The organism is Pseudomonas sp. OE 28.3, from assembly GCF_014268205.2.
Classification (GTDB): Bacteria; Pseudomonadota; Gammaproteobacteria; order Pseudomonadales; family Pseudomonadaceae; genus Aquipseudomonas; species Aquipseudomonas edaphica.
This window is the reverse complement of sequence record NZ_CP077082.1, coordinates 1464749-1479194: the sequence shown is the minus strand read 5'-3', so window position 1 is coordinate 1479194 and position 14446 is coordinate 1464749. Positions and strand designations below refer to the sequence as shown.

Sequence of the window (14446 nt, the reverse complement as noted above, 5' to 3'; positions counted from 1 at the left end):
AAGTCCGATCAATCTGCGTGCAGGATCAATCGACTATGGGCGCACTGTGGCAAACCGAATCGACCAAGGCTGCGCAATTACAAGGCAGTTCGGACCCAGCGCCTTTACCCAAAAATAAACCCAGGCCCCGTTACATACGTCGCCTGTTCTGGCTGATTGTGTTGATGGTGGTGATTGCGCTGGGGTTCACCGCCGCCAAAGAGATACGCACATCCGCACTGCAAGCCCGGCAACTGAGCCGGCTGGCCCACGACCTCACCTACCGGCTGGAACCCGGCCCCAGCCAGGCAATGGTTTACCCCGGCGCCGGCCCGTTCGATCGCCGCTTGGGCTACAGCGACCTCGGCACCTTTTTGCCGCGCCTGCTCAAGCGCGGTTATGTGATCCAGTCCCAGGTGCAGTTTTCGCCAGCGCTAATGAGCTACGCCGGCCACGGTCTCTTCGTGCCTTACCCGGAGAAAATCCAGGCCGGCCTTTCGATCACCGACTGTCGCGCCTTGCCCCTGTACCAGTTCGAGTACCCGCAGCAGCTGTACTCAAGTTTTGCCGCCATCCCGCCGCTGGTGGTCAACAGCCTGTTGTTCATCGAGAACCGTGACCTGCTCGACCCTGCCCAGCCCCAGGCCAACCCGGCGGTGGACTGGCCGCGCTTTGCCATGGCGGCCTGGTCGCAAGTCGCGAAGATATTGCACCTGCCCGGTCAGAGTGCAGGCGGCAGTACCCTGGCCACTCAGCTGGAAAAATATCGGCATTCGCCCGACGGCCTGACCTTGTCCGGCAGTGAAAAACTGCGCCAGATGCTGTCCGCCGGTGTGCGCGCCTACCAGCCTGGGCCTGACACCCAGGTGGCACGCCAGAATATCGTGCGCGACTACCTCAACAGCGTGCCGCTGTCCGCCGTGCCGGGGCATGGCGAAGTGCATGGCATGGCCGAGGGTTTGCGCGTGTGGTACGGCGCTGACTTCAAGCAGGTGAACCTGGCCCTTAACGGCACTGAAAATGATGCGGTCCATGTGGCGCAACGTGGCCTGGCTTTGCGCCAGGTGCTGTCGCTGATGATCGCTCAGCGCCGGCCGTCTCATTACCTGGCCAACGGCCGCGATGAACTGGCGCAACTCACCGACAGCCACCTGCGCCTGCTGGCGCAGAACGCCGTGATCGACCCGCCGTTGCTCAAGGCCGCCCTGGCATCCCACGTCACTTACCGCGACTGGCAGCAACAGCCGACCGTGCAGCCCATCGACACCAACAAGGGCATCAGCGTTGCCCGCAGCCGTCTCGCCGCCCTGCTCAACCGGCCGCTGTACGACCTCGACCGCCTGGACCTGTCGGCCACCAGCACCCTGCAAGCCGAGCTGCAAAGCCAGGCCACCGACTACCTCAAGCAACTGGCCGACCCCACCTTCGCCGGCAAAATGGGCCTGCTCGGCGAGCGCCTGCTCACACCCGCCAGCACACCCCAGGTGCGCTACAGCTTCACCCTGTTCGAACTGACCCCGGACGGCTCGCGGGTGCGCGTGCAAACCGACAACACTGATCAGCCCTTCGACATCAATGAGGGCAGCAAGCTGGAGCTGGGCTCCACGGCCAAGCTGCGAGTGCTCACCACTTACCTGCAGATCATCAGCGAGCTGCATGATCGCTACGCGGCGCAAACACCCGCCGCGTTGAAAAAAACCGAGATTGCCGAGCAGGACCGCATCAGCCGGTGGGCGGTCGATTACCTGATCCAGAATCCCGATAAGTCCCTGGCCAACATGCTCGATGCCGCCCTCGACCGGACTTACTCGGCCAACCCCAACGAAGGCTTTTTTACCGGCGGCGGCATGCACCACTTCCACAACTTCCGCAACCAGGACAATGGCCGCAGCCCGTCGCTGCGAGACGCCTTGCGCGAGTCGATCAACCTGCCATTTATCCGGCTGATGCGTGACCTGGAACGCTACGTTACTTACGCAGGCCCCAACAACAGTGCGCAATTGCTCAAGGATGATAACGACCCACGGCGCCAGGAGTACCTGGCCCAATTCGCTGACCGTGAGGGCACCACCTTCCTGCTCAAGTTCTGGAAGAAGTACCAGAAAAAAGACACCCAGGCGCGCCTTGAGACCTTTCTTGACGGGCTGCACCCCACGGCGATCCGTATGGCGGCCGTGCATCGCTACCTGTTCCCCGAGGCCGACCAGGACACCTTTAATCGCTTCGTGCGTTCACATCTGGTGAATGCCAAAACCAGCGACAAACTCACCGACGAACGCCTGCAACGCCTGTACACCGACTACGGCCCGGGCCGCTATGATTTGCCCGACCAGGGCTACATCGCCAAGGTCCACCCACTGGACCTGTGGTTGCTCGGTTACCTGCTCAACCACCCCGACGCGACCTTCAGCGAAGTGGTCAAGGCCAGCCAATTTGAACGCCAGGAGGTCTACAGCTGGCTGTTCAAGAGCCGTCACCAAAGCGCGCGCGACAGTCGTATTCGCACCATACTGGAGGTCGAGGCGTTCCTGGATATTCACCAGCGCTGGCAGGCGGTGGGTTACCCGTTCGACCATTTGGTGCCGTCGCTGGCCACCGCGATTGGCAGCTCGGGCGATCGCCCCGCCGCGCTCGCCGAACTGATGGGCATCATCCTCAACGACGGCGTGCGCGGCAAAGTGCTGCGCATCGACAGTCTCCACTTTGCCGCCGATACGCCGTACGAAACCCGCGTGGTCAACACGCCCGATGCGGGTAAACGAGTGATGCCGTCCGAGGTCGCTACCGCGCTGCGCGGCGCGTTATCGCAAGTGGTGGACGCGGGCACGGCCAAGCGTGTTTCCGGCAGTTTCGTGCAGGCCGACGGTACGCCGATGGCCATGGGCGGCAAGACCGGCACCGGCGACAACCGCATCGAAGCGATGGGCGCCGGCGGCCGAGTGATCAGCTCCAAAGCGATCAACCGCACCGCCACGTTCGTGTTCTACATCGGCGAGCGCTACTTCGGCACCCTAACCGCCTTTGTGCCAGGCAGTTCGTCGCAAAACTTCAAGTTCACTTCGGCACTGCCGGTGCAGGTGCTCAAAGGCATGGCGCCGATTTTGACCCCGTACTTGCAAGGCAGCGGCACCCTGCTGTGCCACGGGGCATGACCGAAGCGCCTGGGGTGAAATGGGGTTTGTGCGGGAGCTGGCTTGCCTGCGATGGCGGTGGTGAATTCACTATTGCTATCGCAGGCAAGCCAGCTCCCACATTTAATTTTTAGCGCTGGCAACACTGATCCCCTGTGGGAGCTGTCGAGCTTTAGCGAGGCTGCGAAAGCGGTGGGCGAGGCAACTTATAACTTGCCTGTGCCGCCGATTTCGCGAACGGCAAAGTGCATGTCTCAAGGCGCCGGAAAATCAAACAGCAGGTGTACCGTGCCGTAATACTCGCCGCCCTTGTAGCCGTCTTCCGGTTCAACGGCGGTGATTTCCAGTTCAGCGCGACGGCCCGAGCGGGCTTCATCGGCGCTGATCACCAGGGTTGAATCGAGGGTCAGCGGCACCCGGTTGAACAACACCTGCAAATCGATACGGTTGCGGCCACTCAACAGGTAAGGCGTGTCACCGAGGCGCGCCGCCACGCCGCCGTTGATGTTTTTCACATCAAAGTTCTTGCGCAGACGGCCCAGCCGGGCTGTCGCAAGGTCCCAGGGCAGCACTTGGTCCTGGCCCATCCAATCGGACTCGGAAGGCAGCACATAGGCCTCATCGATCGGGATGGTCACCGATACATCAAAACTGTGGCGCTCCTGAAATGCCTGCGCCTGGTCACCCGCCAACACAGGCGCCATCAGTACAGCCAGTACCGTCAGTTGCTTGAACATTGTCATCACCCGTTACTGTTGACCGTCATCGTTTTTTTGTTGCGACCTTCGATCAGCTGGAAGTTGAACTGACGCTCCGGCTTTTTCTCCAGCACCAACTGGCGGCCAGGCAGGATGTGGTGCTTGGTGGTGGCCTCACATTCGGTCTTTTTCGTCACCGAACAATCGCGGAACTCATCGAGCACCACCACGCTGTTGCCGGCATTACGCATGGTGTATTGGCTGGCGGTTTCGCTGATCCGGGTATCAAAACGGGTGTCTTGCGGGCGCACGAAGAACACCGTGCCGTACCCGGCCATGACGTTGACTCCGGCGGCCAGGGCGTCCTTGTATTCGGCGCGTTCGGCATCGGTGACAGCAAAGTCATCTTCCTTTTCCGGTACCACCGGAATGAAACGCACACGGAAATAGCGCTCCTTGTCTCGCTGGCCCATGTACAGCAACCGAGTGCCCTGACGCCCGCCGGCCGGTACGATCAGACGAGCCGGGCTGGCCATCAGGCCGTCGCGGTTGGTGGTGCTGCCTTTGGCGTCGGTCATCGACGCGACGGGCACTTCCCTGGACGTGCCGTCGTCGTTGTAGACGATCTCCAGCACATTGACTTTGATAAACGCGGTACTGGTGCCGCCGTTGTAGACACGCTTGAGGTAGGAACTGCGGTCGCCTTCCAGGTAGTCGTAGACCACGCCGACGTTGATCGCAGGTCCCGCATGAACCGCCAAAGACACCAGCCACAACCCCACTGATAACACTGCATGTTTCATGTTTGATTACGCCTTATTGATTGAACCCAGCCCAGCGGCCGGCGTGCGGCAAATATCCGCTCAGACTTCCGAATCCCAGATCACCGTGACCACACCCGAATAGGTGCTGCCCGGCTGTTCGAGCATGTCCTTGACCTGGTCTTTTTCGACTTCGAAGTGCAGCGTTCCAGCACGGTTGTTCACGTAAAACGCAGGCTGGAACAACTCGGTGCCCACGCCATCCAGGCGCAAGGGCTGCTTGTTGACCGCGTGCCCGGCCTGGTTCTGCAAGCCAAAGGGCAGGCTGACAGCAACCTGCAACGGCACCTGATCCCCCGCGCCGTTGCGCAAGCCACAGGTGTTGCCCACCGCAAGGCTGCATTCGAGCTGCATCTTGAAACGCCCACTGGCGGAAATGACAAAGGTCTGGTCACGGAACAACCGCGCCGGTTGGCGCCCACGGTTAAGCCAGGCTTGCCAGCCGCCTTCGGGTAGCAACTCGATGCGGTTGCCGCCCGGTGGGAGATCGACCTTGAGCTCATGCTCTACAGCCAATTGAAAATTGAACGTCAGGGCGCTTTCGGTGGACGCCATCACGTCACCGAAATCAAAATCCCCGCCCGGCCCGATGCTGTAAGTCAGGGAGCCGCGGTATTCGCCGCTGGCCATGCCTAGCGGGTTGGGGGTTTTAAGTTCGTAGCCGTACTCCAAGTGGCTGTAGGTCAAACGCGCAAAAGTGGTGCCCGGGTTTACCGTACAAGCCCCCACGCCCTCCGGGACGATCCAGAAAAACAGTGCGTAACTGGCGGATGCCGCCAAATAGTTAACCCCCTGGCAAGGAGGCGCACCGTTACTCCAATAGTAGGTCCAACCGGTTCCTCCGTTAGCCCACCCGCTGACGCCAGGCGGACGCGGCACATCCCAACGCGTACCAATACCCGCAATGCGCATTTGTACGGTTTCAACCTCACCCGTCCCGACATGGACCACCTGTACATCACGCCAAGATGAAGGCACTTTGAAATAGGCGCCTTTTCGAGGGTCTTCATGGTTGGCTTCGATCGGCTCTACCGACTCGGCCCTGAATGCCGCATCACGGATACTGAAGGTATTCAACGCCTCGCACCTGGCCGGTACGTGCCACGCGCAGACGCCACTGTGGGGCGTGGTGTTTTCGAATTTATTCACCATCGGGTTCGACGGGTCAGGACGAAACACCGCCGTGATGTTCTGCACCAGCGCGTGCGCAGGCAGGCTCATGCTGACCAGCGCCAGCGCGAACGCACACTGCTTCAAGCCGGTTCTCGTTACGTTTTTCACGTTCATAAAAATCCAGTCCATGCCATCAACCAGCGGTTTCGGCGTTGTGGGTTGCTTCTGCCAGGGTGTCCTTGGTGCAGCGCAAATCGCCGATCATCAACACATCGCTCTCACTCGGCGCATTGGCAGGGTCCAGGCGGAACTGACAGAGCAATTGGTTCTGGTAGCGCACTTGCAAGGTCGGTGAACTGGCGCTCATTTCCATCGAGAAAAACCCGTCGACTTCGCTGACCCCACGGCTGGCGTGGTTGATCACGTGATGGCCCTTGAGCGGTGCACCACGCTCATCCAACAACCGGCCGAGCACGGTGACGGTTTTCATCACGGTGATTTTCCGGTAGTCGACCCCGCCCTTGTTCAGGTGATAACTGGCGCGGGTCGGCTGGATATTCGCCGCAGGCGGGTGATTACCTTCAAAGTCGAAGCTCACGCTGCTGCTCTTGTAGGCTGAGACCGGCACGTAGTTGCGCCCCGGCCGCAAGATCGCGCCGCCACCGCCGAGGTCGTCGGCACGCAGGGCGATTTCGTCGAGGTCGGTTTCCACGTCGATGATCATGCCCGCACCGTTGCCCTGGTACTGGCTGCTCAGCAGCATCTGGCCGGCGCCGGCAACGAAGGTGCTGTTGAGGTTCAAGCCACCGCTCAGGTCGCCGTTGAACGAGCTGCGTTGCACAAACCCGTCACCGCTGACCGCGTCCGTATTGAAGCTGGCCATGCCCGACAGGCCGACGCCGTAGGTGTCGGTGATCGCCGTGGCCGAGACGCTTTGCAGCAAGTGGTCGGTGAGGTCCTGGCGCAAAGTCACCGAAGCGTTGTTGTCGCGCCCACCGTCACGGGCAGTACGGGTGCCGATGCTGCCGGAAATCTGCCGGCCTTCGGTGCCCAGGTTGACGCTGACGCTCACGTCCACGCCGCGGTTGCGCGCGTCGTTGGTGCCGGCGCTGCCGGGCCGGTCGAACACTGAGAAGCGCCAGTTGGCGTCACTGCCGAACAGGTTGTCGTGGCGGCTCCAACCCAGGTCGATGCCGGCCCCCTCCACATTGCCTTCGCTGTGGGACAGGCGCATGTTCAGGGTGTTTTTCGCATCCAGCCGGTGGTTGACCGACAACGCCGTGTTGCTGGCTTCACCGACGAAGGTGTTGCGCCGCAGGCGTGTGCCATCGGGCAGAGTCTCGTAGGTGTCGCGGGTGTCGAGCCAACTGCGGTTATGGCTGAACACCAGGTTGGTCGCGCCCAGGGTATAGAGCCCTTGCAGGTCCATGCCGGTGCCGTGTTCCTGGGTCTGGTAGAGGTTGGCATACAGGCTGGTATTGTTGGCCACCGTCCAGTCCGCCGAGCCGCCGTATTGCAACTGCTCGCGCACCTGACGGGCCGACAGGCCGAGGATCACGCGCGGGTGTACCAGATAGTTGAGCGACGCACCGGCCGTCACCGCGCCGGAAGCTTGTTCTTCCCAGTTGCTGAACAACTTGGTCTCGCGCCCGGCGAAAAGGTTATAGCGCCAGCGGTCTTCGGCGTTGCGCCAGTTGCTGGGTTTGTAGACCAGCTCCTGGGTGGTGCTGGTGGTCAGGCCGTCTTCGATAAGGCGCACTTCCACTTCATAGATGCCGCCGGGCAAGGGCCGGGTGTCCAGGGTTTGCAGGCCGGCCGCAACGGCCTGCGTGTTAATCAACAGGCCATTACGGTAAATCTCCACCGCCGCCTGGCGGTTGGCGGTGACATAGATCGGGTACACGCTGGGCTTGGCGTTGTTGATGGCCAGGCTGTCGGAGCTGCCATACATCAGGCCCAGCGCCGTATCGGGGCTGGCGCCGAAGCTGCGCAGTTGGCGGGTCAGGCCATCGGAATTGGGGGTGAAGTGGCCCAGGCGGAAAAACTGCCCTTCGAGTTCTCGCTGGGTATACAGCTCATGGATCGCATGGCGCATGGGCTCGTCATCGCCGCTCTGGCGCGCCAGCTGCAGGTTGAACACCTGACTCCAGTTACCCAGACTGGAACTGGCTTGCAAACCATAGCGTCCGCCGAGGCTGTCCTCTTGGCTGCCATTAAGGTTGAGCTGGTTGTTGATGATCAAGCCGAGGCTGCCACCTTCGGGCTGCTCATGGAAACGCGGGATGTCGCCACTCAGTTCGACGTCTTGGGTGAGGATCGACAGCTGGGAGCTTTCCAGGTTGTAGAAGGCCGAGAGCATTTTCTGCGGGCAGGACTGGGTACAAGCACCCAATGACACGCCTTTCTCCAGCAGCGCTTGCCAGGTGTCGCGGGTGGCGGCCGGGACTTTGCTGTCGGCGGTGTCGGTAAATTCAAGCAAGGTGACACGGTCATCGCGGGACAAAACAATCAGCGCCTCGCCCAACAGTTGCTGGTCAAGGTCCACACGTACCGCCAACGGCACCTCGAAAAAATGATCAGTAAAACCAGCGGGCAAGCCTTGCGCCTGAGTAATCAGACTGCCGGGGGTTGAAGCACCGGAAGAAGCAGGTGCAGCCAGGGCACTCGTACACATCAGCAGCGCTAGCGCAGCCGCGATAGGCGTCATCGGAAACATGAACGGAACACTCTGAATGCCAGAAGACTGGAGAGAAAATCAGGCCGGCGGACCGAGGAGGGAAGTCAGCCGACCTGCAAGCAGATGCCCGTGGTTAACGAGCACGCATTGGCCTTATGGGGTGACTGGCAGTACCGCGTCGAACACTACCGGGATCGTGGTTGTGTAGGAGCCACGCTGAGTGGCCGTAGGCTTGGCCGCGGCGATGTGCATTTCCGCCCCTATACCCGGGGTGGAGTCGGCTTCGTTGACCACTTCCTGAGGGCTGCCGCTCAAGATCACACCATTGAAGGTGGTGGTGACCGGGATGTTTTGCGCGGCATCACCGTTGAACAGTACGGCCGGGCCACCTTCGATGTAGGCAGCAACCGAACCGTTGGTGTTCTTGACGTCGTAGGTGGCCCTCAACGAAGCAAGCTCACCGCTGACCAGGTTGTAGGTCATGGTTTCGTCACGACCCCAGTTCGGATCACGCGGTTGTGCGTGGAACACGGTGGTCGGGATGTTTGCCTGGACATTGACGGTGTGGCGGGCTTCACCGGCAGCAGTAGCTGTTACCGAGGAAGACAGTGCCAGAACAGCCAGGGGAACAGCGACAGCAAACTTCTTGAACATGATCAATACCTGTAGTTATCAACATTGATTGATTCGTCGCCAAGCAACTTCTCAACAACGAATAACGCAGACGGTTAGTTGAACCGCACAACGCCAAGCAATGATCAATTCAAATCAACAACCGGTATGCAGGTCGCTTCCCACGGCCTAGTAGCCTTTAGAAACAAGGGGCGAACGAAAAGTATGGCACTTTGCCAAAACTTTAAAAATAGTCGTAAGAATCAGCCTACTTGAACATAAGTGTCATAACGGGAAGGGGCTGTAAGAGCAATACTACACGCACAAGCGCTGCTATAAAGAGCAACCTGTTAACGCGCCTGTTCGAGCACAAACTCTAATTAAAGTTATAACTCTAAATACTTTTATCGTCCATGCCCCTCGAACGTGAGCGGCTTGACGCTGCTCACGACCGTTGGTCGTCTCGGGCTACCGTCACCATAAGATATATCTTAAGTTATATCTAAATAGGACGGAGGACAGACCATGCGACACGAGCATCGCAGTGAATTTGAAAAACGCGGCGGCCGCGGCCCTCGGGTATTTGCCCCTGGCGACCTGAAACTGCTGCTACCGGCCTTGATCGCCGAGCAGCCCTGCCATGGCTATGACCTGATCCGCCAGATCGAAAGCCTGTTCGACGGCGCCTACAGCCCCAGCCCCGGAGTGATCTACCCCACGCTGACCTTTCTGGAAGAGAGCGAGTTGATCAGCGGCGACGCCGAGAATGGAAAAAAACGCTACACAATCACCGACGCCGGTCGTCTCTTCTTAAGCGAGCAAGCCGTTGCCCTGGAAGGCGTGCGCATGCGCATTGATGTCAGCAAGCGCTCGCTGCGTGGCCACGACCGCCCACCCGAGATTCACGAGGCGGTGCATAACCTGCGCCACGCCTTGCATTCGCACCACGGGCGCTGGAGCCCGGAAGAAATCGTTCGTGTCGCGGCGCTGCTCAACGGCACCGCTCAAGCCATTGCCGACGGGAAAAACCAATGAATACTCAAGCTATCCATCGCGTTACCCACGAAATCAAACGCCGCCGCCTGCAAGTGCTGCGGGTGGTCGACATCACCCCACGCATGCGCCGCGTCACCTTGGGCGGGCCGGAGCTGGCCGGTTTTATCAGCCTGGGCAGTGACGACCACATCAAACTGCTGTTCCCGCAAAACGCCGCCGAGCAGGCTGCGCTGGAAAGCCCGACCTTCAACATCAAGGGCGACGGCCCGCAACCGGCCATGCGCGACTACACGCCACGGCGCTTCGACCTGAGCATCGGCGAGCTGGATATCGACTTCGTGCTGCACGGCGATGGCCCAGCCTCTACCTGGGCCGAACAGGTGCAGGTTGGCCAGCACCTGTACATCGGCGGGCCGCGCGGCTCGATGATCGTGCCGGACATCTTCGACAGCTATTTGCTGATTGGTGATGAAACCGCGATCCCGGCCATCGCCCGTCGCCTGGAAGAATTGCCGGCCGGGCGCAAGGTGTTGACGGTGATTGAAATCGCCAATAGCGCCGAACAGCAGCCACTGAACAGCGCTGCCGATGTAGAGGTGATTTGGGTGGTGCGCGGCCACGACGACCTGCTGGAGACGGTGCGCAACCTGACCCTGCCGGGCGGTTCGCTGTACAGCTTTGTCGCGACGGAAACCAAACTGTCGCGCCAGCTGCGCCGCGTGTTGCTGGACACGCACCAGGTCAATGAGGAGTTCCTCAAGGCCGTGGGTTACTGGCGTGCCGAGGGCAGCGAAGAAGAATAAAAACTGACGCGATTCAACTGTGGGAGCTGGCTTGCCTGCGATGACAGCAACTCGGTGTACCTGATGTACCGAGGTGCCTGAATCGCAGGCAAGCCAGCTCCCACATTAGTTCGCCGGTGTCTTCAAGATTTTGTCCAACCCCACCACCGCCAACGCAATCCCAACAAACCCCGCCAAAATCCCCCCGGCATTCACAAACACCTGTGGATAACCGAGGCTGTCCACATCGATGAACGGGTACTGATACTGCCCCAGCAAATGCCCGCGCAGCAGCACATAGCCGAAGTACACCAGCGGGTAAATCACCCACCCGCCAATGTGCTTGAAGTGCAACGTGCCCTTGGGCACACACCGCCACCAATAGATCACGAACAGCAGCGGCATCACGTCGTGCAACAACTCGTCGGCGATAAATTGAAAGCCGGTGGGGCTCCACAAATGTCGGAGCAACAGGTTGTAGGCCAGGCTCACGACCACGATGCTCGCGGCAATACCGCTACTGACAGCGGGCGCCAGGAAGAAACGTTTTGCCGCCGACTCGCGATTGACCAGCGCATAGCTCAACACCACGACCACCAGGGTGTTGGTCAGCACCGTGAAGAAACTGAAAAAGTTGATCAGCCCGCCCAACAGGCTCGCGCCGGCCTCCCAGCGCGAATAGAAAATCAAGTATTGCTGAATCGCCAGCCCTGTCCAGCCAGCCAGCGCCGCCGTGGCCACATACCGCTTCATGGCCTCAATCCAGCGGGCGTTTGGTACGCATCAGCTTGACGTACAAACCTTCGACTTTCTCCCGCGCCCACGGCGTTTTGCGCAGGAAGGTCAGGCTCGACTTGATGCTGGGGTCGCTCTTGAAACAGCGCACATCAATGCGTTCGGCCAGACCGCTCCATTCGTAGTGTTCCACCAAAGTGGTGAGCACGTGCTGCAGGGTCACGCCGTGAAGTGGGTCGTTGCTTGTCGCGGTCATGCCAGGCCTTTTGCAAAAAGAGGAAACACAGCCGCGCACCTTAGCCGACGGGGCGTAGAGGTGGAAGCACTGCATTGAATATAGCCCCTGGAAAAAAGTTCCCCTTTTCAGGCAAAAAAGTGATGTTATATTGTAACGATACTTATCAAGATCGATACCGTTTTAAGCCTTCTCTTTTCTGTGCCTTTTACCAAGGAATGTTTGATGTCCCTCTCTACTCTGTGGCGCTTGACCCCGCTTGCCGCCGCCCTGTTGATCGGCTCCGAAGCCCACGCCCTGGAACTGCAACCCCAAGTCATTACCGGCAACCCCTTGGGCAGCGAACAACTCGCCTCGCCCACCACGGTGCTGGAAGGCGATGACCTGACCCTGCAACAAAAAGGCAGCCTCGGCGAAACCCTGAATAAGCAGCCAGGCGTGTCGTCGTCGTACTTTGGCCCAGGCGCCAGCCGCCCGATCATTCGTGGCCAGGATGGCGACCGCATTCGCATCCTGCGCAACGGCGTGGGTGCACTGGATGCCTCGTCGCTGTCCTATGACCACGCCGTGCCCCTGGACCCGATCAACGTCGACCGCATCGAAATCGTACGTGGCCCGGCAGCCTTGCTCTACGGCGGCAGCGCCATCGGTGGTGTGGTCAACACCTTCGACAACCGCATTCCCACAGAAGCCATCGAAGGCATCCACGGTGCCGGTGAACTGCGCTACGGCGGCGCCGACACCACCCGCAGCAGCGCCGGTAAACTGGAAGCCGGCAACGGCACCTTCGCCTTGCACCTGGACGCGAACGCGCGGGAATTCAACGACCTCAAAATCCCAGGCCAGGCCCGCAGCCGCCATGCCCCGGAGACCGAGGATGGCCCCGGCAAAAATGGTCGACTGGGCAACAGCGACGGGCGTCAGGATGGCGGCGCGGTCGGCGGTTCCTACACTTGGGACGACGGTTATGCCGGGCTGTCCTACAGCAACTATGACAGCAACTACGGTTCACCCGCCGAGCAAGATGTGCGCATCCGCATGAAGCAGGATCACTACGCCTTTGCGTCCGAGATCCGCAACCTGCAAGGCCCGTTTAGCTCGGTGAAACTTGACGCGGGCTACACCGATTACGAGCACCGTGAAATCGAAGGCGGCGAAACCGGCACCATTTTCAAGAACAAGGGCTATGAAGCCCGCGTTGAAGCGCGCCACCAGCCGCTCGGCCCGTTCGAGGGTGTGGTCGGCGCCCAAGTGACGCGCAATGAGTTCTCGGCACTGGGTGAAGAGGCCTTTGTACCGCAGACCGACACCAACGCCGGCGCGCTGTTTATTCTCGAAGAGATGCAGGCCACCGAGCGTCTCAAGCTCAGCCTTGGCGGGCGTGTGGAACACACCAATGTCGACCCGAATGCCAAGGGTAATGCGCGCTTTGCCGGTGCCGATAAATCCAATGACTTTACCGCCGGCAGCCTGTCGTCCGGCGCGGTATACAGCCTCACGCCGGTCTGGTCGCTGGCCGCGACACTGGGCTACACCGAGCGCGCACCGACTTTCTACGAGCTGTACGCCAACGGCGCCCACGTCGCCACCGGCACTTACGAGTTGGGTGACGCCAACCTGAAGAAAGAGAAAGCCGTGTCCAGCGACCTGGCACTGCGCTTTGACAACGGCACGCACAAAGGCAGTTTCGGCGTGTTCTACAGCCGCTTCTCCAACTACATCGGCTTGCTGGGCACAGGGCGCACGCTGAACGATGAAGGCGAAGAAGACGCGGGCGGTATCCCGGAATACAAATATTCCGGTGTGCGCGCACGTTTCGCCGGCTTCGAAGCCCAGGATCACTGGAAGTTGGGCGAAAGCGCCTACGGCAAGTTCGCCCTGGAGCTGTCGGGCGATTACACCCGCGCCACCAACCTGGACACGGGCGAAGCCTTGCCGCGTATTGCGCCTCTGCGCTTGAACAGCGGCTTACTGTGGGAACTGGACCGCTGGCAGGCGCGGATCGACGTGGAACACGCAGCGGGCCAAGGGCGTGTGCCGGATAACGAAAGCGGCACCGACGGCTACACCACCTTGGGCGCCAGCGCCGGTTATCACTTCAATGTGGGTGGCAGCCAGTGGTTGGCGTTCGTCAATGGCGAAAACCTCACCAACCAGACCGTGCGCTATGCCAGTTCGATCCTGCGCGATATCGCCCCGGCGCCTGGGCGCAGCGTACAGTTCGGCGTGCGCACCACCTTCTAAACAGCAGCACAAATCCCCTGTGGCAGCCGGCTTCTGTGGGAGCCGGGCTTGCCCGCGATAGCCATAGGTATCTACACACTTTTTAAGGCTGCCAATTTCTCCTGTGGCGAGCAGGCTTGTCCTGCGTTGGGTTGCGAAGCAGCCCCCAGACCCAGACGCTGAGTTCCTTCAGGAAAGTTACAGTGCCTTTACCGGGGCCGCTTCGCGCCCCAACGCAGGACAAGCCTGCTCGCCACAACTGCTATCGCAGGCAAGCCAGCTCCCACAGAAGCCAGGCTTTACAGGCATTCCTGCAGCGACGTTCTGTCACTGTTACCAGATCTGAAATGATGCATCTCTCTAATTACGCTTTCTCAAAATGAGAAGGCGCTTTATCCTTGCCGCAACAAACTGAAACGTTTCACGCCTGCGGTCGATCCCATC

Annotated in this window: 11 protein-coding genes; 4 read left to right on the top strand and 7 right to left on the bottom strand. The window is 60.3% G+C overall.

All coding sequences use genetic code 11. The annotated features are described in order from the left end of the window. The first annotated feature begins 35 nt into the window (after window positions 1-35). Window positions 36-3131, top strand: coding sequence for a transglycosylase domain-containing protein (locus HU759_RS06540; protein WP_186616790.1), 3096 nt, complete (start codon window positions 36-38; stop codon window positions 3129-3131). Between the two features lie 233 nt (window positions 3132-3364). Here the strand turns inward: HU759_RS06540 and HU759_RS06535 are convergent, their stop codons facing one another. The 5 genes from HU759_RS06535 to HU759_RS06515 all read right to left on the bottom strand — a co-directional run bounded on the left by HU759_RS06535 (window position 3365) and on the right by HU759_RS06515 (window position 9073). Next, on the bottom strand, window positions 3365-3847 hold the full coding sequence (locus tag HU759_RS06535) for a CS1 type fimbrial major subunit (protein WP_186616789.1): 483 nt from the start codon (window positions 3845-3847) through the stop codon (window positions 3365-3367). A gap of 5 nt (window positions 3848-3852) precedes the next feature. Beyond that, window positions 3853-4611, bottom strand: coding sequence for a molecular chaperone (locus HU759_RS06530; RefSeq protein WP_138451899.1), 759 nt, complete (start codon window positions 4609-4611; stop codon window positions 3853-3855). A 60-nt stretch (window positions 4612-4671) separates the two neighbouring features. Beyond that, window positions 4672-5916, bottom strand: coding sequence for a hypothetical protein (locus HU759_RS06525; RefSeq protein WP_186616788.1), 1245 nt, complete (start codon window positions 5914-5916; stop codon window positions 4672-4674). Window positions 5917-5935: 19 nt separating this feature from the next. After that, window positions 5936-8458: a CS1-pili formation C-terminal domain-containing protein gene (locus HU759_RS06520; protein WP_138451895.1), complete on the bottom strand. Its 2523-nt coding sequence runs from the start codon at window positions 8456-8458 to the stop codon at window positions 5936-5938. Between the two features lie 114 nt (window positions 8459-8572). Then, window positions 8573-9073, bottom strand: coding sequence for a CS1 type fimbrial major subunit (locus HU759_RS06515; protein ID WP_170036354.1), 501 nt, complete (start codon window positions 9071-9073; stop codon window positions 8573-8575). A 483-nt stretch (window positions 9074-9556) separates the two neighbouring features. Here HU759_RS06515 and HU759_RS06510 point away from each other — a divergent pair, with 483 nt between their 5' ends. Together HU759_RS06510 and HU759_RS06505 are read left to right on the top strand one after the other, a co-directional pair. Then, window positions 9557-10066: a PadR family transcriptional regulator gene (locus tag HU759_RS06510; protein WP_017136320.1), complete on the top strand. Its 510-nt coding sequence runs from the start codon at window positions 9557-9559 to the stop codon at window positions 10064-10066. Continuing rightward, window positions 10063-10830 (top strand): siderophore-interacting protein, encoded by a 768-nt coding sequence (locus HU759_RS06505; RefSeq protein ID WP_169985302.1) that lies wholly within the window; start codon window positions 10063-10065, stop codon window positions 10828-10830. The genes HU759_RS06510 and HU759_RS06505 overlap by 4 nt, the downstream gene beginning before the upstream one ends. 105 nt (window positions 10831-10935) lie before the next feature. Here HU759_RS06505 and HU759_RS06500 read toward each other — a convergent pair whose 3' ends face one another. Both HU759_RS06500 and HU759_RS06495 read right to left on the bottom strand, forming a co-directional pair. Continuing rightward, window positions 10936-11562, bottom strand: a complete 627-nt coding sequence (locus HU759_RS06500) for a Pr6Pr family membrane protein (RefSeq protein WP_170036352.1) — start codon at window positions 11560-11562, stop codon at window positions 10936-10938. A gap of 4 nt (window positions 11563-11566) precedes the next feature. After that, complete coding sequence (locus HU759_RS06495; RefSeq protein WP_010212838.1) at window positions 11567-11800, bottom strand: VF530 family protein; 234 nt, start codon at window positions 11798-11800, stop codon at window positions 11567-11569. A 204-nt stretch (window positions 11801-12004) separates the two neighbouring features. Between HU759_RS06495 and HU759_RS06490 the strand changes: the two genes are divergently transcribed. Further along, a complete protein-coding gene (locus HU759_RS06490) occupies window positions 12005-14023 on the top strand; it encodes a TonB-dependent receptor (protein WP_099548494.1) in 2019 nt (672 codons plus the stop codon). The last annotated feature ends 423 nt before the right edge of the window (window positions 14024-14446 follow it).

Bases quoted from the DNA above. Each gene is read 5' to 3' on its own strand.
- HU759_RS06505 (WP_169985302.1), top strand. From the start codon at position 10,063: ATGAATACTCAAGCTATCCATCGCGTTACCCACGAAATCAAACGCCGC.
- HU759_RS06520 (WP_138451895.1), bottom strand. From the start codon at position 8,458: ATGTTTCCGATGACGCCTATCGCGGCTGCGCTAGCGCTGCTGATGTGT.
- HU759_RS06500 (WP_170036352.1), bottom strand. From the start codon at position 11,562: ATGAAGCGGTATGTGGCCACGGCGGCGCTGGCTGGCTGGACAGGGCTG.
- HU759_RS06530 (WP_138451899.1), bottom strand. From the start codon at position 4,611: ATGAAACATGCAGTGTTATCAGTGGGGTTGTGGCTGGTGTCTTTGGCG.
- HU759_RS06525 (WP_186616788.1), bottom strand. From the start codon at position 5,916: ATGAACGTGAAAAACGTAACGAGAACCGGCTTGAAGCAGTGTGCGTTC.
- HU759_RS06515 (WP_170036354.1), bottom strand. From the start codon at position 9,073: ATGTTCAAGAAGTTTGCTGTCGCTGTTCCCCTGGCTGTTCTGGCACTG.
- HU759_RS06495 (WP_010212838.1), bottom strand. From the start codon at position 11,800: ATGACCGCGACAAGCAACGACCCACTTCACGGCGTGACCCTGCAGCAC.
- HU759_RS06490 (WP_099548494.1), top strand. From the start codon at position 12,005: ATGTCCCTCTCTACTCTGTGGCGCTTGACCCCGCTTGCCGCCGCCCTG.
- HU759_RS06535 (WP_186616789.1), bottom strand. From the start codon at position 3,847: ATGTTCAAGCAACTGACGGTACTGGCTGTACTGATGGCGCCTGTGTTG.
- HU759_RS06510 (WP_017136320.1), top strand. From the start codon at position 9,557: ATGCGACACGAGCATCGCAGTGAATTTGAAAAACGCGGCGGCCGCGGC.
- HU759_RS06540 (WP_186616790.1), top strand. From the start codon at position 36: ATGGGCGCACTGTGGCAAACCGAATCGACCAAGGCTGCGCAATTACAA.